Genomic DNA, 18,417 nt, shown 5'->3' with positions numbered 1-18,417 from the left:
GGGATAAGCGCTGAAAGCATCTAAGCGCGAAGCCCCCCTCAAGATGAGATTTCCCAGTATGTAAGACCCCTTGTAGACGACGAGGTTGATAGGTTCGAGGTGGAAGTGCGGTAACGTATGCAGCTGACGAATACTAATCGGTCGAGGGCTTAACCAAAATTCCTAAGTATAATACTTTACGTGAAGTTTCGTATCTAGTTTTCAAGGAATAAATCCTTGAAAGATTCATCGTTTCTATTCCCTGATAGCTCAGTTGGTAGAGCACTCGACTGTTAATCGAGTTGTCACAGGTTCGAGTCCTGTTCGGGGAGCCATATGGAGAGGTGTCCGAGCTGGCCGAAGGAGCACGATTGGAAATCGTGTAGGCGTCACAAGCGTCTCGAGGGTTCGAATCCCTCTCTCTCCGCCATAATCTTTCTAGTAAGGCCCGTTGGTCAAGTGGTTAAGACACCTCCCTTTCACGGAGGTAACAGGGGTTCGAGTCCCCTACGGGTCACCATTTTTTAATCCCATGGAGGCTTAGCTCAGCTGGGAGAGCATCTGCCTTACAAGCAGAGGGTCGGCGGTTCGATCCCGTCAGCCTCCATCATTTTTCCTTATGAAAGACTTGCTTTAATAGGAAACGTGACTTATACTTAATGACGCGGGGTGGAGCAGCCCGGTAGCTCGTCGGGCTCATAACCCGAAGGCCGCAGGTTCAAATCCTGCCCCCGCAACCAAATGAATATGTGGAGCTGTGGTGTAGTGGCCTAACATGCCTGCCTGTCACGCAGGAGACCGCGGGTTCGAATCCCGTCAGCTCCGCCATTTTTCTTGGTCACTAGTAATTAGGCTTTGTAGCTCAGTCGGTAGAGCAGAGGACTGAAAATCCTCGTGTCGGCGGTTCGATTCCGTCCAAAGCCACCATTTTTAAACTTAATAAGCCGTTGTAGCTCAACTGGTAGAGCAACTGACTTGTAATCAGTAGGTTGGGGGTTCAAGTCCTCTCGACGGCACCATTGCTTTGTGGAGGCTTAGTGAAGTGGCTAAACACGGCAGACTGTAAATCTGCTCTCTTCGAGTTCGGTGGTTCGAATCCATCAGCCTCCATTTTCCTTTCTGTAGGGGCATAGTTTAAGGGTAGAACAAAGGTCTCCAAAACCTTTGGTGTGGGTTCAATTCCTGCTGCCCCTGCCAAAAATGCAAGAAACCTAATATTGTGGCGGTCGTGGCGAAGGGGTTAACGCACCGGTTTGTGGATCCGGCATTCGCGGGTTCAAGTCCCGTCGTCCGCCCATTATTACCAAAGCAACATAATGGGGATTAGCCAAGCGGTAAGGCAACGGACTTTGACTCCGTCATGCCAAGGTTCAAATCCTTGATCCCCAGTTTTATATGCGGAAGTGGCTCAGCGGTAGAGCATCGCCTTGCCAAGGCGAGGGTCGCGGGTTCGATCCCCGTCTTCCGCTCCATTATTACTAAGGCGCCATAGCCAAGTGGTAAGGCAGAGCTCTGCAAAAGCTTTACCCCCAGTTCGAATCTGGGTGGCGCCTCCACAAATTGATTAGCCGGAGTGGCGGAATCGGCAGACGCACAGGACTTAAAATCCTGCGGTAGGTGACTACCGTACCAGTTCAAGTCTGGTCTTCGGCACCATTGTCTTTACAAGTTTATGCCGGCATGGCGGAATGGCAGACGCGCTCGACTCAAAATCGAGTCCGAAAGGGTGGAGGTTCGAGTCCTCTTGCCGGTATAACGAACAAGAAAGCCTATGAAATCATTTGATTTCATGGGCTTTTTTTCTGTTCACTTTTGCAGGATGGGCATTTTATCTTGGATCGCAGCAAACATTGTATCTAAAATGCTATGTATATGTGTTTTACAGATAGTAAAATAGGATGGGAATACTTACAATGGTGGTTCATACCCAAAATGATAAATGAGGCGGGGAACGCTTTGAATATAGTGAATTCGGTAAGGTTTAAGATTTTTATTGGGTTTGTGTTGGTGGTTGGTCCCTTGGTCTTATTTTTGATATTTAATAATGTATACTCCATGAATGTGGTGAGGGATCAAATTTCTCAAAACTATAATAAGCTTCTACAGCAATATGTGGAGGACACAGATAATACGCTCAAAGAATTCGATAATTATTTGTTTCATCTCTATAGTGATCCTGATGTGATTAATATGAACTTGTATCCTTTGGAATCGGATGATTATGTCCTAGCGAAGCAGCGCTTATTCAATAAGCTTACACGACAATTGGATATATACAATTTGGTTAATACCTTTTTTGTATTTTCGAATACGACGGGTGATCTGTTAGTATCGACGAGAGAGAATACGTATTACTACGATCGTGTCCAGACTGTGAAACAATTCATCATTGAGAACTCGAAGACACGTCCAAATGATAGCTCGAATGGGAACTGGCTCATTATGAAGGGAACGAATGGCGATCACTATTTGATGAAAATTAATAAGGATTTAGGCGCGGGGCTGTCTGGTGGAATTCTCATTAAAATGAGCAGTATGGTTGAGCCGCTTAGCAAATGGGACACTGGAGAAGGTGGAGGAACTATCGTGGTATCTCCAGAAGGGATTACGCTAACAACTGCCTACTTCCCTTTACAAAGGTATCAGAACATTAGTGATCAGATTGCTCCCAAAAACTCTGGCTTTCAAATTGTCAAAGACAAGGAACTCGATCAGCAGTTTTTGATTGTCCGAGAAGCTTCTTCGCACGCAGATTTAGAGTTCGAGCTCATCATTGCGGAGAAAAATATGCTGCAGAATTTGCCTTACTTGCAGATGTTAATTTATTTTTTGCCATTAGGCGGAGCCTTTGTGCTGGGGATTTATTTGTTGTATGTCCAGCGGATCCTTTTCAAACCATTGATGCAATTAATCCGTGGTATGAGGAAGATTGCCCAAGGGGAATTGTCGATTCGTCTGCATGAGGCGAGCTCGACGGAATTTGTCTTTCTGATTGCTACTTTTAATAAGATGGTGGATCAGATTGAGAATTTGAAAATATCGGTGTATGAGGAGAAGATTAGAGTCCAGCAAGCGGAATTTAAGCATTTGCAGGTGCAAATTAATCCTCACTTCTATATGAACAGCTTAAATATTATTTATAATCTTGCAGCGCTGAAGGATACGAAATCAGTTCAGAAGATGTCCTTACATCTGGCAGATTATTTTCGGTTTATTATGCGAACCAATAGAACGACAATGACGCTGAAGGATGAAATCGATCATATTCGCAATTACTTGGAGATTCAAGTGATGAGGTATCCGGATCATTTGAAGTTCGATATTGGGCTGCCTGAGAGATACAGCCAATTTGCGATACCTCCACTGATTGTACAGCCATTTGTAGAGAATGCGGTGATCCATGGGTTTACGAAGCAGTATGGCACCTATGAAATTCAAGTAAGCGCTGCTCCAGATCCAGAAGCACCTGAGGAGTTCTTTCTTCTTTCCATTGGCGATAATGGGGAGGGTTTTCAAACGGAAATGCTGCAGCAATTGAATTCAGCGGAGTATTTGGACCAGTCGGGTGATGAGCATCTGGGGATATGGAATGTACGGCATCGGTTGCAAATGAATTATGGGAACAAAGTAGCACTGAGATTTCGGAATAAGCCGGAGAGAGGGGCCTTGGTTCAAATCAGGCTGCCGCTTCATACCCCCATTGTGGAAGGGACGGATACGGATGTTTAACTTATTGGTCGTAGATGACGAGAAGATCGCGGTAAAAGGAATAACAGTGGGGATTGATTGGGAAGCGTTTCCGATTGGTCAAATTTTTGAAGCGCTGGATGTGAATGAAGCGAAGCAGATTCTATCAGAGAATCGAATCGACATCATGATTTCGGATATCGAAATGCCGGGTAGCAATGGCTTGCAGCTACAGGAGTGGGTACGTATGAATTCCCCCCAAACGGAAACGATTTTCCTGACGGGTCATGCGAACTTCGAATATGCTCAGCAGGCTGTTCGTTTAGGCAGCTTTGACTATGTGTTAAAGCCGGTGGATCATGATCGTTTGCAAGACATCGTGAAGCTCGCCATTGCGAAGATTAAAGAGGATCAGGAGCAGTTAGATTTTCATGAAACCTATAAGATGTACTACAGTCACTGGGTAAATGAGCTGCCGACGTTGGTGGAAAAGTTCTGGCAGGAGCTGCTGAGCGGGAAAATACCTGCAAATGAGGAACGGTTAACTCGCAATTTTCAGATGTACGAAATCCCATTGGATATGACGAGCACAATTTTACCCATCTTGATAAGTGTGGAGCACTGGAAGGAAGAATTGAACGCAAGAGATGAAGAGATCATGGAGTATGCGATTCGGAAAGCGGCTGCTGAAATCTTTATTGTGGAACAACCCGGCTGTGTAATTCAAGAGAATGGCTCAACTTTAGTACTGCTATATGTGGCAGAAGGAAGCAAACCCTCTCTCTCTGAAATAAAAGCGAAATGTGAGGCTTATATAAGTGCTTGTCATCGCTATTTCCAGTGCAGCTTGTCCTGCTACATGGGCGATGTGACGCCTTTGCTCAAGTTGACGGGGAAGGTAGCAGATCTTTTTCAAAGTGAACGGAATAATGTGACGAAAAGCAATTGCGTCCTTATGGACAATGAGACGGATCAGCCTCAAATGAGCAAGCCGCAAGCGCCAACCTTTGCAGATTGGATCGTGCTGCTTGAGGCTGGGAAGAAAGCGGAACTGGTAGCCCGCATTCAGGAGAATATAGATGGTCTGCAGAAGGCTGACATCGGCTCGGAAACCGTAGAGGCCTTCTACTATGGACTGCTGCATGTGGTGTATCATGTTTTGCATAAGAAGGGATTAGCCGTCCATGATATGCTGCCACCTCAAGAGGTGCAGGATTATGTTAGTGCGACACGTTCGTTAAATCAGTTGAGGAATTGGGCGATACGTATTGCTACTGTTAGCTGTGACTATATGAATAGCCATCTGAAGGGTGTCTCAGCAGTTACGGCGAAGGTATGCCAATACATTGACGAGCACATGCAGGAGGAGCTCAGCAGAGAGGAACTAGCGGCATCTGTGTATCTCAATCCGGCGTATTTATCACGTTTATTTAAGAAAGAAACGGGGCTTTCCATCTCGGAGTATAGTTTGAAGGTTCGTATGGAGAAAGCGAAGAAGCTGTTAGCAGAAACAAACGATAAGATCAGCTATGTGGCGGAGCAAACAGGCTATTCGCATTTTTCCTTTTTTGCAAAAATGTTTAAGAAGTATACGGGACTTCCCCCGCAGGAGTATCGGAAAAACTTTCAGGGCTGATGGGATTGAGGGAAGCAGAGTGATGTGCAATTAATAAAAGCTGCCCGTGGATCGGGCAGCTTTTGGCGTTTAGCGCCTGCAGCTCATTGGCGACTTATGGATTAGAGGAAACCCATTCTCGAATGTCACAGAAGTGCTGATTCGGTCACTCCGAAGATAGAGATTTGCTTATAAAAACTTTAGAATGAACCTATAGTAAAAAGGATGACTTTTAAGTGGATCCATCGGAGAGGGGAACACAGTGAACTTATGAGTGACACATCTAATGTTGCAGCAGTGAACCCGGTTAAGTTAAATAAAAAAACTAGAGTAAAAACAGGGTTTCTATGGACCGTTCGCAGGTATTGGATCTTCTATGTGATGATGGCACCAGCAGCATTGCTGCTTATCATTAACAACTACATTCCAATGGCTGGTGTTCTGATTGCTTTTAAGAATGTGAATTACACAAAAGGGATTCTGGGAAGTCCGTGGGTGGGCTTCGATAACTTCAAGTATTTATTCTCCAGCGAGGTCGCGTGGGTCATTACCCGAAATACGATCTCCTACAATCTCGTGTTTATCGTACTGAATTTAGTGATAGCGGTTGCAATGGCCATCATGTTTAATGAGATGCGCAGCAAATTCCTATCGAAGTTTCATCAAAGCACGATGTTTCTGCCGTTCTTTCTCTCCATGGTGTGTGTGGCTTATCTTGTATATGCCTTCTTGGGAGCAGAACATGGCTTCGTGAATACGGTTCTTTTGCCCAAACTAGGTATTCAGCCGATTGACTGGTATACGGAGCCGAAATATTGGACGGTTATCCTGCCAATCGTCAACACTTGGAAAAACCTTGGTTATTATACGGTTATTTATATGGCCGCCATTATTGGGATTGATAACGAGTATTACGAAGCAGCATTAATTGATGGCGCGAACAAATGGGAGCAAGTGAAACGGATTACGATTCCACTCATCATGCCCGTCATGATTACGATGACACTGCTTCAAGTAGGTCGAATTTTCTATGCGGACTTCGGGTTATTCTTCCAAGTAACCAAAAATGCAGGCGCTTTATTTCCTACCACGCAAGTTATTGATACCTATGTGTATCAAACGTTCCTAACAATGGGGGATATCGGAATGTCGTCGGCAGCAGGCTTGTATCAAGCCGTAGTAGGCTTCCTGCTTGTCCTAGTTACGAATTTATTCGTAAGAAAAGTGAGCAAAGAGAATGCACTATTTTAAGAAGGAGTGGCTGTCGTGAGTGAAGCAATTGCTGTACGTAAACAACAACGGATAGCCAAGAAACGAGGACCGAACGAATTATCACCTACAGCGAATTTGTTGGTTAACGTTTTCTTCTGGATATATACCGCAGCATGTATCATGCCTCTTGTATTAGTTATTATTGTTTCCTTCTCAGATGAAAAGGGCGTTCTGATTCATGGTTACAATTTCATCCCTGAAGCTTGGAGCCTGGAAGCCTATAAGTTCATGTTTAAGGATTGGCATCAAATTTTACGTTCCTTCGGGATCTCAGTCTTCTTAGCAACGGTGGGAACGGCGATTAGTTTAGTGATGATGTCGCTATATGCGTATCCCATCTCGCGAAGTGATTTTCCACATAAAAGCTTCTTCTCTTTCTTCATGTTTTTCACCATGCTGTTCAATGGGGGACTCGTTCCTTGGTATCTCGTCTATACGCAGATGCTGGACTTGAAAAATACGATTGCAGCGCTCATGCTGCCTTTACTTGTATCCGCCTTCTTTGTACTGCTGCTTCGGACATTCTTCGCCAATTCGATCCCGATGCCTTTAATAGAAGCAGCGAAGATTGATGGCGCCGGGGAGGTTCGGATTTTCAGCCAGATCATTATTCCACTATCCTTGCCAGTACTGGCTTCGGTTGGATTGTTTCAGGTGTTAAACTATTGGAATGACTGGTTCCTCAGTCTGGTGTTCATCTCAGGAAGTAAGAACATCAATCTGCAGTTCATGATGTACAAAACGATGCTGGATATTCAGTTCCTGACCTCGAATGTGCAGGCAAGTCAAGGTCTAGCCCAAGCAGGAGGAATGCTCCAGCTGCCAACGGAAACAGTGCGTATGGCGATGGCTGTACTCGGAATAGGCCCGATCGTATTCGCGTATCCATTCTTCCAGAAGTATTTTAAGAAAGGCTTGACGGTTGGTGCAATTAAAGGTTAGTTAAACACGGCTTGTACCAGTGTAGACTGGTTTAGCATATAGGAACAATTGAGATAAAGGGAGGCAATCCATCAATGAAAGCTTTGAAAAAAAGCACTCTTGCACTTCTTACACTAACGTTTTCTTTATCACTCACCTTGGCGGGCTGTTCGAAGAGTAATACAGAAACTACTTCAAGCGCTACACCGGCACCTGCATCAAGTACTGCGCCTGCTGCGACGAAAGCCGCAACATCTGATTTGAAACCTTATGAAGTGAAGCTGGTGTACCCTGGTACGCCACAACCGGATCAAGCCAAAGTAGAAGAGGCTATGAATAAGGTTTTGAAAGAAAAAATCAATGCAACGATCAAATTGATGCCAATCGACTGGGGTCAATGGGATAACAAAACGAACTTAATGATCGCATCCCGTGAAGAGTTCGATATCTTGTTCACAGCTCAATGGAATGGTCATGCAGTTAACGTAGGTAAAGGTGCGCTAATGCCACTTAATGACCTATTGGGGCAATATGGTAAAGGGATTACGGATTCCTTGGATCCGGCGTTCTTGCAAGGCGCTAAAATCAATGGCAAAAACTATGGTGTTCCAACGAACAAGGAACTCGCAGCTTCAGGTGGAATCGTATATCGTTCTGATATCGCGAAAGAGTTAGGAATCGATATGGCTGCTGTTAAAACGATGGCAGATCTAGGAAATGTCCTCAAAACAGTCAAAGAGAAAAAACCAGAAATGACAGCATTCTTTCTTCGCGATGGGGATAACTTGAATGCGCACTATTTGGCTCAATATGACTATCTGGGTGATAGTACAATCCCAGGTGTTATTATGAAAGATGGCACGGATACGAAGGTTATTCCGAAATGGGATCAACCGCGATACAAAGAAATTTTGAAATTAACACGTGATTTTATGCAAAAAGGTTATATCAATAAAGATGCGGCAACAACGCAACTGTCTGGTCAAGATGCTTTGAAATCCGGAAATGTTTTCATGATTACTTCTTCTTTGAAGCCTGGTAAAGATAGTGAGTTAGCGAATGCAACTAACTTGGTAGGCAAGCTTGGCCAAATCGAGCTGACACCACGTACAATCTCCACTGGCGACACGGCGGGTTCTATGCTGGGTATTTCCGTAACGTCCAAGGATCCAGCTCGTACGATGATGGTGATTAACCTCTTGCATACGGATAAACAATTGAACAATTTGATTAATTTCGGTATCGAAGGTACTCACTACACGAAAGTGTCTGAGAACATCATCAAAGCAACAGATGCTGGTAAAAACTATGCACCCGGTGCTGCATGGCAGTTCGGTAACCAATTCTTGAACTATCTGTATGATAATGAAGATCCGCAAAAATGGGATAAATTCAAAGAGTTTAACAAAACAGGTAAAAAATCCCCTGGTCTTGGCTTTACTTTCGACTCAGAGCCTGTCAAAACACAAGTAGCTGCTGCAGTCAACGTAGGTAAAGAATTCGATGCAGCTATGGATACAGGTTCTGTGGATATGGATGCTTCCTTGCCGAAATATCAAGATAAAATGAAAGCAGCAGGGATTGATAAAATTATCGCTGAAAAGCAAAAGCAATTGGATGCGTTCTTAGCAGCCTCGAAGAAATAAATTGTTCTATGTAAAAGGGGCCAGGCTCAATGAGCCTTGGCTCCTTATTTTTCAGACATGTATGGCTAATTACCAAACAAAAGTCATTGTCACGATAACGAGCAAAACGAAAAGAACAAGAACAACAGCAGCAGACGATCCACCATAACCTGCACCAGCACCTACAGCAACACCCATATATGTCACCCCCCATCTCTAGGAATGCTCTTCCGCGGAAGCGAATGAGAGACAATACTATCCTATGGAGAGATGTTTTGATTTGCTTGGGTGTTTAGCCTAAATCTATCGGGACGATATCCACTTTTAGGCAGAAGCCTGTTTTTAGAAAAAAGCGGAGAGAAGTTGAACAAGTGGCAGGAGCCTTCCATATGGTAGAAAAAGAAAGTAATGCCATTGCGGAGGTGTAAGGGCTATCGATTACTTGGATATGTTAGCGAAGCTCGGGATAGGAAACGCACATCCCGGGGGATTTGGAGAGACCATCGAGCAATTGAATAAATATCCGATCGAAAAAGGGAAAAAGGTGCTGGAGGTTGGCTGCGGAACAGGAAGAACGGCCTGTTATTTGGCAGAGCAGGGTTGTGATGTCACGGCCGTTGATATACGTTCAGAGATGATCAACAAAGCCAAAATTCGAGGGGAGAAGCAGGGAGTTCAAGTAAATTTCTTGATCGGAGATGTATGTCAGCTGCCTTTTGAAGCTCATACTTTTGATGTAGTGATGGTGGAGTCGGTCACAAACTTCGCAGATGCTCAGAAAGCCGTATCTGAGTACTATCGGGTACTAAAGCCGGGAGGTAAGCTGTATGACCGAGAAGTAATTAAAGTAAAAGAGATGACAGCGGGCATCCATCGAGCCCTTTGCAGCTTCTATGGCGTGAGCAAGATCTATAAGCTGGAGGAATGGCAAGAACTCTTTGAGAGCAACAAGTTCAGCTCCGTCACCTCGACAGGTATACATCCCTTCCCGCTCACGATGTTCGAAGATCAGGTTCAGCATCCAGATCCTGTTCATTTATCTGATCGACAATCGTTCATGGATCCGCGTGTATGGCAGATTACAGCACGATATGATGAGCTTGTTAACAAATATCATCCGTATATGGGCTATACCCTCATGATTGGCTCCAAAGAGTAAGGAAAGGAAAATAAGCAGGATATTGGTTCCTTAATGGCGAATCATATGAGAAAGATTATCATTGGGGGCTGCTTCTTTTGAACGTAGAAGTGATATCAGAACGAATTTCGAACCGTAAAGCCAAGGAAGTTTACGAGCTGATTGCGCGTCAAACGACGGTTTCGAAAATAGATTTATTAGACCAAAGCGGCATGACAGTTTCGACGTTGACGCGACTGTTAGAGGAGTTAACGAGCCAGGGACTCATCTTGGAATCCGGCTTTGGTGCATCTACGGGCGGGCGTAGGCCGATTTTGTATGAGAAGAATCCGGCCTATGCTTATATATTTGGCGTTGAAATTTCCAGAACGTTGTCCAAGTTGGTTCTTGTCGATCTAGGGATGAATAAGCTGGAAACCAAGAGCTGGTCAATGACTGAGGTCATGACCCCCGAAGTGCTGATTCCGCTTATTGTTGCCGAAGCCAAGCGCATGCTTGTGCAGCATGGTATTCAAACGTCAGAATTGTTGGGGATGGGAATCGGCGCAGTAGGACCTGTAGACCGGTTGTCAGGCGTTATTCTGGAGCCATCCTACTTCCCTGCACATGGGTGGAGGCATGTGGAGATCTGTCAATGGCTGAGTCGGGAGTTAGGTATTCCTACATTGCTGGACAATGGAGCGAACACCGCCGTTCTGGCAGAATCCTGGCATCAACGAACACGGAGCTTCAAGCACTTGCTGTATATTCATGCAGGAGTCGGTTTGCGATCTTCCATGGTCTCTGAAGGCAAGGTCATCTATGGGGCCGTTGATATGGAAGGCTCTGTGGGTCAAATGATAATTCAAACCGATGGCGTTCCCCATCGAGACCGATCTGGCAATTACGGTGCATTGGAATCTTACGCTTCTCTCTATGCGATAGAAAAGGCGGCGAAATCAGCCTTAAAGCAGGGGAGATCCTCTGTACTCATACATATGGTCGAGGATCCAGAGCAGGTTACTTACCAGCATATTATGGAGGCGCTCAAAAAAAATGATCTCCTGGCCGTGGAGATCGTGACGGAGGCTGCGACCTATTTCGGGATCGGCCTTGCGAATTTATTGAATATTTTGCACCCTGAGAAAGTGATCATCGGGGGGCCCTTGATTACAGGCGGGGAGCTGTTCTTCCAGACAGCAACACAGGTTGCTATCCGCAAAACGTATTATTACCCCGCCTATCAGGTTATTTTCAGCAAAGGCCAGCTAGGCGATGAAGCACTTGCCATCGGTGCAGCCGTCATGGTCATGGATCAGCTCGTTAAGCCGTAACACCTTGTAGAAATTCTAGAAGCAGCGCATTGAAGGCTTCGGGTTTCTCCATCGGGGTAAGATGAGAAGCATCAGGGATTACGTGAAAGCTAGCGCCTTGAATGTGATCAGCCATTGACTTCATAACATCCGGTGGTGCTATCGCATCCTGCTCACCAGCAATAACGAGAGTTGGTATAGTGATGGAGTTGAGCAAAGGTACGGAGTCCTCGCGGAACGCCATCGCGATGCTGGCATGGACAAGACCTTCGGCTGGCATGCTGTCCATGATCAACTTCAAGTTATCTAAAAGCTGAGGCTGATCTTGTTGGGTGGCTGGCGTTACAAGCTTAGGCAGCATGGCATCCCGGGCTGCCGCGGCTCCCTTGTCATATAGAGAGACAGCCATGTTCATGCGATTTTTACGTCCTTCTTGCCCATCTGGCTCGGGACGAGTATTAGCTAGGATTAATGCTGAAAAGCGTTCAGGCGCTAGACGCAATAGAGCGAAAGCCACATAGCCACCCATGGAGAAGCCTCCGATGGTGGCTTTTTGTATCCCTAATTCATCCATGAGACCGAGAATATCTTGTGCATATTGATTGAGGGACATCGGCGTGAGTGGTAAATCAGATTGCCCCATACCTCGAAAATCAGGTGTAAGTATACGATAGTTGGCTGATAGGGTTTCAACTTGAGATTGCCACATGCGATGATCTAGCGGAAAACCATGAAGCAGGATAACAGGGGCTCCTTGACCTTGATCTTGAACGAATAATTCGGTTCCGTTAATGTGTTTTTTCATCATTTTTCACCCTCCAAGGACCTGTTTTTGAAAAATATAGCGAAAAAGTTATGTCTTCATACTTTCATTATGGTTAACTCATACTTACTTAACATTTCATTGCTATTCTCTGATTATACCTTTTGTACTACACCAAGAATAGGCAAAACGAAACATTCATATTTACGAAATGGAGATTTTTGATATGACGAAAAAACCATGGTCCACCCAAGAGCTGGACAAACTAATTCGCCTTTCCTCGGAATGTCCGCCAGTAGTCATTGCTAGAGAACTATCGCGTCCTGTCACTTCTGTTCGTAAAAAAATGCGTGAAATGGGTGTCAGCTATGTATCTGGGGAGCAATGGAAAAAAAGTCAAATTCAATACCTGATTTCGGACGAAGGCACTTCCTACAAAAACAAACATAAATTAACACAAGAACCGAAAGAAAATGGATTTGAGTCTCCTGTTCTAGATGAGTTCTGGACTACCCTTGTGAAAATGGCTCGCGTAGCTAAAAAGAGGGGGAAACGGGTCGATGTCCTGTCGTTTATCGATACATACCGGAAGATTCGTATTGGCGGCTAATTTCATATATGCATGGAATTGAAGGTGAAATCCGTTACCGACGTGATTTGACCTTTTTCTTTTTGTCTGGATAATCGGTGGAGGGATAAATTTATTCATTGTTAAACCTATTTTAAGGTTCTTACGTTATGATTAGTGTATGACAAGGTTGAACGTATCTTAAGAAGGATGTGGCGAGGGTGGAGTCAAAACGAGGTTGGCTGAAGCAGTCGTTTGGAAAGCGGTTAAACGCCATACATAGCTGGAATGCTTGGCTTTTGGTGCTGCTGACGGTGACAGGGATTGTGCTCAGTATTGGTGCGATCAGAGGGGATCTTGGAGCATTTCGTGTGACGTTGAAGCAGCTCCACATTTATTTGGGCGTCGCCTCAGTTGTACTCATGATTGTGTATGCGCCAATGATCCGCAAGCATTGGCGCCAAATTCGCGCGCGGCGCAACCAACGCGCGAATTTGGCATTTGTTCTCGCGCTCCTGATCGGCTGGGCTGTATCAGGCGTGATCCTGTGGCAGTTCCGGCACATGCCACCGGCTTTGAACAACGCGGCACTCCTCGTGCATGACCTGCTCACCTGGGTCGGAGTGCCGTATGCCGTGTACCACGCCATCTCGCGCAGCAGATGGCTGAAGCGCCAGCAGCGGCTCGAGCAAGCCGCTGCCGCAGGCAGACCGCCAGCATCCGCGCAGGCGGTCACAGATGCCGCCGCGAGCGCAGCAGCGGCGGATACAGCTCCAGTGGCGACAGATGACGCCACTGGAAGGCGCACAGCAGCGCAGGCGGTTATCGCCGCGCTGAAGGAATCGCCGATCACACGCGCCTCGTTCCTGCGACTAGTCGCAGGATTGGTGCTCGTGATCGCGATCGGCCCAGCCTTTTATCGCTGGATAAAAGGCGCGTTCGATACCGGCGGATCGTCGACCGCCGAGTATGTGGCGAACGACGGCAATCGCATGCTGCCGCCGCCAGAGCCATTGCCCGACTCCGCCGCTGTCGTAGGCGGAGGGGCAAAAGGGAATTTCCGTATCTACACGGTGACGGAAATTCCGGCTTTTTCATCAGACACCTGGAGATTCGCGATTTCCGGTCTCGTGGATAACCCCAATGCGTGGAACTGGGAGCAGTTCCTGAAGCTGAAGCGTACTGTTCAGGTTAGTGATTTCCACTGCGTGACGGGATGGTCTGTATACCAATGTACGTGGGAGGGCATTCCGCTGAAACAGCTGTTAGCGGCGGCGGGTGTTCAAGCATCCGCTAAATTTGTGAAATTTTATTCGGGTGATAAAGTGTATACCGATGCCCTTTCTTTGAGTCAGGCCAATGGGGACGATATTATGGTCGCTGTCTTAATGGATGGTAAGCCGATTCCACAGCAATTAGGTGGACCTGTGCGACTGATTGTACCTCAGATGTATGCTTATAAATCAGTGAAATGGCTGCAAGGCATTGAGTTGATCGAGAAGGAGCATATGGGGTATTGGGAAGTGCGAGGGTATGATAACGATGCTTGGGTCGGTAAATCGAACACGTAACCTTAGGTCATAGATGGATGAATGCGGACACTGACTTTTTGCAAGGAATTTGATATAGTTAGGGCAAAGAATCCTGTTCGGAAATGAGGGACATTTGCCATGCAAATTACATCGATCAATGTGGGATTACCCAAAACAATCATATATCAAGGCAAAGAGCTGACCACGGGGATTTATAAGACGCCGGTCAGCTCCTCTTTGTTTGTATCGAAGGTGCAAATAGACGGGGATGGGCAGGCTGATCTGACGGTACATGGCGGTGTTGATAAAGCGATCTGTGTATATCCAGAGGAGCACTATGCCTACTGGGAAAATCAGCGAGGACACAAGTTGGATGCCGCCACCTTTGGTGAAAATCTCACGATTCGCGGTTTGCAGGAGCATGAGCTTTGTATCGGTGATACGTTTGCCATTGATGAGGTTATCGTTCAGGTCTCACAGCCCAGACAGCCTTGTCATAAGTTAGCAAAGCGCATGGATTGGCCAGAAGCAACTCTATACGTTCAGGAGACTGGGTATACGGGGTATTATTTTCGCGTGCTGCAGGAAGGTATTATCGCACCTGGTTCCGAGTTGAGACGCATGACTAGAGATGAAGCGGGTGTGACGGTTGCGTTCGCCAATCAGATGAAATATCACGATAAGTTCAATATTGAAGGGGTTAAAAGAGTTCTTGCTGTCGATGCACTTTCTGCAAGCTGGAAGCAATCATTCAGGAAACGCTTAATGGAGCTCGAAGCATGATAACAGGAGTCATTCTTGCAGGAGGCTTGAATCGCCGTATGGGGGGGAGACACAAGGCGCTCTTACCTGTGCAGGGGGAAGCTATTCTGCTAAGACAACTGAAAGAAATGTCGCGCGCGTGCGAGCAAATTATCGTGGTAACAAATGCAAGTGAGGCTTTGCAGCCATTACTTGCTGAGGTAGAGGGGATTAGCGTGCAGTGTGTGAGCGACCACTATCTCCAAAAGGGCCCTTTGAGCGGTATTCATGCCGCCTCCAGCGTTGCTCTTGGGACTCATTTATGGATAGTCGGCTGCGACATGCCTTTCATCTCTGCAGATGCAGCTAGAGTCATGGAAGAGGTATGCCGAGAGTCGAATGTGGATGCGGTCATCCCGGAAATTGAGGGCCGCCTGCATCCCCTCCATGGGATTTATGCCAGAGAGGTAGGGCCTGAGGCTGAACTCCTGCTTCAACAACAAAGCTATCGATTGATGGGGTTGCTTGATCATTTGGATTGGCGTGCTGTAGGGACGGATGAGTTCGTGCAACGTGGGCTCCGAACGAATTTTGCTACGAATATTAATACACCAGAAGAATATGAAGACATGTTAGTAAATCTACCATTGTGAATTGAATTTCAGATGAAATGCTTTAAAATCTAGGATTTTGTCAGGAAATATGCCATAATGGACAGAGAGAGAAGGTGAACTTCTATGCCAAAACTGCTAATGGATCGTTTTGGACGGATGCATGATTACCTGCGCATCTCAGTGACCGATCGTTGTAATTTGCGTTGTGTATATTGTATGCCGGAAGAAGGAATGGAATTTGAGCCGGATGAGAAGCTGTTAACTTTTGATGAAATAACAGAGATCGTCCGTATATTAGCTGGTCTTGGTGTTCGCAAATTGCGATTAACCGGCGGAGAGCCTCTGGTTCGTAAAAACCTGGAGCAGCTGATCGGCATGCTATCACAGATTCCCGGTATTGAAGATATAGCATTGACTACGAATGGGATTTACTTTGCATCGCGGGCTGAGAAGCTTCGGGCAGCAGGGTTAACTCGTGTAAATATTAGTTTGGATTCGTTGAAAGCAGATCGGTTCTCGATGATCACGCGTGGCGGGGATATTCGCCGTGTTTTAGCCTCGATTGAAGAAGCTTATCGTGTTGGTATTACGCCGATTAAGCTGAATGTGGTGCTGATGAAAGGCATTAATGATGATGAAATCGCTGATTTCTTACAAATGACGATTGATCGCCCGATTCAAGTTCGATTTATTGAATATATGCCAATCGGTCATCAAGATGAGGATTGGAAAAGCCGTTACCTATCGCTTACGACAGTCCTCGATCGCTGCAAGGAAATGGGTTGGGAAGCTAAAGCTTCCGACGCGGTTTATGGCAATGGCCCTGCACAGAATTATCGCATTGAGGGGGCATTAGGTTCCTTCGGTCTTATTCATCCGATTAGCGATCACTTCTGTGAAACCTGCAATCGCCTGCGACTGACGGCAGATGGGAATATCAAGCCTTGCTTGTATTGGTCGGATGAATTTAATGTCCGAAAATATATTGGCGATGTTGCTGCGGTGGAAGACTTGTTCTTCCGAGCGCTGGATATTAAACCGCAAAACCACGAGATGGCTCAGGCTTTGATGAATGAAGAGCAGTCGCATACACCAACTAATCGCAGAATGTCGCAAATCGGCGGCTAGCTAGAGGGCATGGGGGGCATTGGAAGCAAGTGAAGCAGGCGAACAGCGAAATGAAGCTTAGGTTTGGCCGTAATGTGATCTCGGTCGAAGAGGCGCGAGCCGCACTTTACGAGCACGTTAAACCCACGGAGACGGAGTCCGTTTCGCTGCCGACGTCCTTCGGCAGAAGGTTGGCGAAGGATATTTATGCGGATCATGCTGTACCACATTTCCGCAGATCGGGTGTAGATGGGTATGCTGTTCGTTCACTGGATATCGCAGAGGCATCACCGGATGCACCGGTTATCTTACATGTGATCGAGCGGATTCCAAGCGGTACCATGCCCCAGCAGACGATTCAGGCAGGGACCGCTGCACGTATCATGACGGGGGCGCCTGTTCCAGATGGTGCTGATACTGTTGTAATGCTGGAGATGACGGATTCCTTGCAGGAGGAGTTACTGTCTTCCATTGATCCCAAGGTGAAAATTAAGAAAAATGTGCAAGCGGCAAGTAATATTACGCCAATTGCAGGTGAAGTTGCCCGAGGGGAACTCGTCATCGCCCGTGGAACCCGAATTGGTCCAGGAGAAGCCGCGATCTTGGCGACCTTCGGTTTCTCAGAGGTTGAGGTGTACCGGAAGCCAAGAGTGGCTATTTTCTCAACGGGGTCAGAGCTTCTACATGTCGAACAGGAGCTGCAGCCTGGGAAAATACGCAATAGCAACAGCTACATGCTGGCGGTACAAGTGGAAGCAATTGGGGGATCGGCCTTGATCATGCCGGCACTCTCTGATGATCCTCAGCAGGTGGAAGCCTTACTTGAGGCCGTATTGCCTAATGTCGACCTCATTCTGACTTCAGGCGGTGTCTCTGTTGGCGATTACGATGTCCTTGTCGATCTATTCGGTCGATTCGACGGGAAGCTGTTGTTTAACAAAGTAGCCATGCGGCCAGGCACGCCGACGAGTGCTGCGCTATGGAAGGGAAAGCTGTTAATGGCGCTGTCCGGTAATCCCGGGGCATCGTTCGTTGGCTTCGAGCTATTTGCTAAGCCCATTATTAACGCGATGCTGGGGAGCCAGCGTCCTGTGGCGGAAGAGTTTACAGCCTTTTTAGATGTTCCTTATGATAAACCGTCCGCCTATCCTCGCTATATAAGGGGGACAACACGCATCGAAGCAGGTACCTTATGGGTGAGACCAGCTGGCATTGATAAGTCGAGTATTATGGTGTCGATCAAGGATGCAGATTGCTTGATTTGGCTGCCAGCAGGTGGGCAAGGCTTTCAGCGTGGCCATATTGTGAAGGTCTATACAACGAGATAACGTAGTGAACTTATACTTTTATAAATAAAATGATATACGCTATATCATCAAATATTTGGCGCTAACAAGTAACCGTCTGTCAGGAGGGTCAGCTGTAGCGTCTTTTTTTGCAACTAGTTATAAATCGGCCATTGAGGGAGATAGGCTCGGAAACTCGTTTAACTCAGCAGTGGTGAATGTGAACTGGAAGGGGGAGCGCGCATCCCCCCCATGGAAGCGGGTACTTATCTTGGAG

At 46.5% G+C, this 18,417-nt stretch carries 15 protein-coding genes, 16 tRNA genes and 1 rRNA gene; 30 read left to right on the top strand and 2 right to left on the bottom strand.

Annotated elements, in window-relative coordinates; translation table 11 throughout:
- The 22 genes from AC58QC_RS19095 to AC58QC_RS18990 all read left to right on the top strand — a co-directional run.
- Window positions 1-157, top strand: a 23S ribosomal RNA gene (locus AC58QC_RS19095); the annotation flags it as partial.
- 81 nt (window positions 158-238) lie between these two features.
- Window positions 239-314 (top strand) — tRNA-Asn (locus AC58QC_RS19090).
- A 3-nt stretch (window positions 315-317) separates the two neighbouring features.
- Window positions 318-409: transfer RNA gene (locus AC58QC_RS19085), tRNA-Ser, on the top strand.
- A 15-nt stretch (window positions 410-424) separates the two neighbouring features.
- Window positions 425-499, top strand: a tRNA-Glu gene (locus tag AC58QC_RS19080).
- A gap of 14 nt (window positions 500-513) precedes the next feature.
- Window positions 514-586: transfer RNA gene (locus tag AC58QC_RS19075), tRNA-Val, on the top strand.
- Window positions 587-642: 56 nt separating this feature from the next.
- Window positions 643-719, top strand: a tRNA-Met gene (locus AC58QC_RS19070).
- Between the two features lie 11 nt (window positions 720-730).
- Window positions 731-807 (top strand) — tRNA-Asp (locus AC58QC_RS19065).
- 23 nt (window positions 808-830) lie between these two features.
- Window positions 831-906 (top strand) — tRNA-Phe (locus AC58QC_RS19060).
- Window positions 907-922: 16 nt separating this feature from the next.
- Window positions 923-998, top strand: a tRNA-Thr gene (locus AC58QC_RS19055).
- Window positions 999-1,007: 9 nt separating this feature from the next.
- Window positions 1,008-1,089 (top strand) — tRNA-Tyr (locus tag AC58QC_RS19050).
- Window positions 1,090-1,102: 13 nt separating this feature from the next.
- Window positions 1,103-1,176 (top strand) — tRNA-Trp (locus tag AC58QC_RS19045).
- A 25-nt stretch (window positions 1,177-1,201) separates the two neighbouring features.
- A tRNA-His gene (locus AC58QC_RS19040) sits at window positions 1,202-1,274 on the top strand.
- A 22-nt stretch (window positions 1,275-1,296) separates the two neighbouring features.
- Window positions 1,297-1,368: transfer RNA gene (locus AC58QC_RS19035), tRNA-Gln, on the top strand.
- A gap of 8 nt (window positions 1,369-1,376) precedes the next feature.
- Window positions 1,377-1,451, top strand: a tRNA-Gly gene (locus tag AC58QC_RS19030).
- Between the two features lie 10 nt (window positions 1,452-1,461).
- Window positions 1,462-1,535: transfer RNA gene (locus AC58QC_RS19025), tRNA-Cys, on the top strand.
- 11 nt (window positions 1,536-1,546) lie between these two features.
- A tRNA-Leu gene (locus tag AC58QC_RS19020) sits at window positions 1,547-1,635 on the top strand.
- Between the two features lie 18 nt (window positions 1,636-1,653).
- Window positions 1,654-1,732: transfer RNA gene (locus tag AC58QC_RS19015), tRNA-Leu, on the top strand.
- Window positions 1,733-1,998: 266 nt separating this feature from the next.
- Window positions 1,999-3,708 carry a sensor histidine kinase gene (locus AC58QC_RS19010; RefSeq protein WP_497416682.1) on the top strand — a complete coding sequence of 570 codons (1,710 nt, stop codon included), beginning with the start codon at window positions 1,999-2,001 and terminating at the stop codon, window positions 3,706-3,708.
- A complete protein-coding gene (locus AC58QC_RS19005; RefSeq protein ID WP_497416681.1) occupies window positions 3,701-5,302 on the top strand; it encodes a response regulator transcription factor in 1,602 nt (533 codons plus the stop codon). The genes AC58QC_RS19010 and AC58QC_RS19005 overlap by 8 nt, the downstream gene beginning before the upstream one ends.
- A 249-nt stretch (window positions 5,303-5,551) precedes the next feature.
- The gene (locus AC58QC_RS19000; protein WP_497416680.1) at window positions 5,552-6,532 is read left to right on the top strand and encodes an ABC transporter permease; all 981 of its coding nucleotides are present in this window, start codon (window positions 5,552-5,554) and stop codon (window positions 6,530-6,532) included.
- 15 nt (window positions 6,533-6,547) lie between these two features.
- A complete protein-coding gene (locus tag AC58QC_RS18995) occupies window positions 6,548-7,495 on the top strand; it encodes a carbohydrate ABC transporter permease (RefSeq protein WP_497416679.1) in 948 nt (315 codons plus the stop codon).
- Between the two features lie 74 nt (window positions 7,496-7,569).
- Window positions 7,570-9,120, top strand: coding sequence for an ABC transporter substrate-binding protein (locus AC58QC_RS18990; protein WP_497416678.1), 1,551 nt, complete (start codon window positions 7,570-7,572; stop codon window positions 9,118-9,120).
- 69 nt (window positions 9,121-9,189) lie between these two features.
- Here the strand turns inward: AC58QC_RS18990 and AC58QC_RS18985 are convergent, their stop codons facing one another.
- On the bottom strand, window positions 9,190-9,297 hold the full coding sequence (locus AC58QC_RS18985; RefSeq protein ID WP_497416677.1) for a YjcZ family sporulation protein: 108 nt from the start codon (window positions 9,295-9,297) through the stop codon (window positions 9,190-9,192).
- A 250-nt stretch (window positions 9,298-9,547) separates the two neighbouring features.
- On the opposite strand from AC58QC_RS18985, the gene AC58QC_RS18980 reads away from it, so the two are divergent.
- The gene (locus AC58QC_RS18980; RefSeq protein ID WP_497416699.1) at window positions 9,548-10,258 is read left to right on the top strand and encodes a class I SAM-dependent methyltransferase; all 711 of its coding nucleotides are present in this window, start codon (window positions 9,548-9,550) and stop codon (window positions 10,256-10,258) included.
- A 77-nt stretch (window positions 10,259-10,335) separates the two neighbouring features.
- Window positions 10,336-11,550, top strand: a complete 1,215-nt coding sequence (locus AC58QC_RS18975; RefSeq protein ID WP_497416676.1) for an ROK family protein — start codon at window positions 10,336-10,338, stop codon at window positions 11,548-11,550.
- Here AC58QC_RS18975 and AC58QC_RS18970 read toward each other — a convergent pair.
- A complete protein-coding gene (locus AC58QC_RS18970; protein WP_497416675.1) occupies window positions 11,540-12,337 on the bottom strand; it encodes an alpha/beta fold hydrolase in 798 nt (265 codons plus the stop codon). The genes AC58QC_RS18975 and AC58QC_RS18970 overlap by 11 nt on opposite strands.
- Window positions 12,338-12,518: 181 nt before the next feature.
- Here AC58QC_RS18970 and AC58QC_RS18965 point away from each other — a divergent pair, with 181 nt between their 5' ends.
- The 6 genes from AC58QC_RS18965 to AC58QC_RS18940 all read left to right on the top strand — a co-directional run bounded on the left by AC58QC_RS18965 (window position 12,519) and on the right by AC58QC_RS18940 (window position 18,182).
- Window positions 12,519-12,902, top strand: coding sequence for a hypothetical protein (locus AC58QC_RS18965; RefSeq protein ID WP_497416674.1), 384 nt, complete (start codon window positions 12,519-12,521; stop codon window positions 12,900-12,902).
- A 179-nt stretch (window positions 12,903-13,081) separates the two neighbouring features.
- A complete protein-coding gene (locus AC58QC_RS18960; protein ID WP_497416673.1) occupies window positions 13,082-14,431 on the top strand; it encodes a molybdopterin-dependent oxidoreductase in 1,350 nt (449 codons plus the stop codon).
- 99 nt (window positions 14,432-14,530) lie between these two features.
- Window positions 14,531-15,175 carry an MOSC domain-containing protein gene (locus tag AC58QC_RS18955; protein ID WP_497416672.1) on the top strand — a complete coding sequence of 215 codons (645 nt, stop codon included), beginning with the start codon at window positions 14,531-14,533 and terminating at the stop codon, window positions 15,173-15,175.
- Window positions 15,172-15,786, top strand: a complete 615-nt coding sequence (gene mobA, locus AC58QC_RS18950; protein WP_497416671.1) for a molybdenum cofactor guanylyltransferase — start codon at window positions 15,172-15,174, stop codon at window positions 15,784-15,786. Before AC58QC_RS18955 ends, mobA begins: the two co-directional genes overlap by 4 nt.
- A gap of 84 nt (window positions 15,787-15,870) precedes the next feature.
- On the top strand, window positions 15,871-16,875 hold the full coding sequence (moaA, locus tag AC58QC_RS18945) for a GTP 3',8-cyclase MoaA (RefSeq protein ID WP_497416670.1): 1,005 nt from the start codon (window positions 15,871-15,873) through the stop codon (window positions 16,873-16,875).
- A 29-nt stretch (window positions 16,876-16,904) separates the two neighbouring features.
- Window positions 16,905-18,182 carry a molybdopterin molybdotransferase MoeA gene (locus AC58QC_RS18940; RefSeq protein WP_497416669.1) on the top strand — a complete coding sequence of 426 codons (1,278 nt, stop codon included), beginning with the start codon at window positions 16,905-16,907 and terminating at the stop codon, window positions 18,180-18,182.
- Window positions 18,183-18,417: the final 235 nt, after the last annotated feature.

Source organism: Paenibacillus sp. J22P51, assembly GCF_059692215.1.
This window is presented reverse-complemented; position numbering and strand designations above follow the sequence as displayed.

What these genes read in the sequence shown, in the direction of transcription:
- AC58QC_RS19005 (WP_497416681.1), top strand. Translation starts at nt 3,701, where the DNA reads ATGTTTAACTTATTGGTCGTAGATGACGAGAAGATCGCGGTAAAAGGA.
- AC58QC_RS19000 (WP_497416680.1), top strand. Translation starts at nt 5,552, where the DNA reads ATGAGTGACACATCTAATGTTGCAGCAGTGAACCCGGTTAAGTTAAAT.
- AC58QC_RS18990 (WP_497416678.1), top strand. Translation starts at nt 7,570, where the DNA reads ATGAAAGCTTTGAAAAAAAGCACTCTTGCACTTCTTACACTAACGTTT.
- mobA (WP_497416671.1), top strand. Translation starts at nt 15,172, where the DNA reads ATGATAACAGGAGTCATTCTTGCAGGAGGCTTGAATCGCCGTATGGGG.
- AC58QC_RS18980 (WP_497416699.1), top strand. Translation starts at nt 9,548, where the DNA reads ATGTTAGCGAAGCTCGGGATAGGAAACGCACATCCCGGGGGATTTGGA.
- AC58QC_RS18970 (WP_497416675.1), bottom strand. Translation starts at nt 12,337, where the DNA reads ATGATGAAAAAACACATTAACGGAACCGAATTATTCGTTCAAGATCAA.
- AC58QC_RS18985 (WP_497416677.1), bottom strand. Translation starts at nt 9,297, where the DNA reads ATGGGTGTTGCTGTAGGTGCTGGTGCAGGTTATGGTGGATCGTCTGCT.
- AC58QC_RS18965 (WP_497416674.1), top strand. Translation starts at nt 12,519, where the DNA reads ATGACGAAAAAACCATGGTCCACCCAAGAGCTGGACAAACTAATTCGC.
- AC58QC_RS18955 (WP_497416672.1), top strand. Translation starts at nt 14,531, where the DNA reads ATGCAAATTACATCGATCAATGTGGGATTACCCAAAACAATCATATAT.
- moaA (WP_497416670.1), top strand. Translation starts at nt 15,871, where the DNA reads ATGCCAAAACTGCTAATGGATCGTTTTGGACGGATGCATGATTACCTG.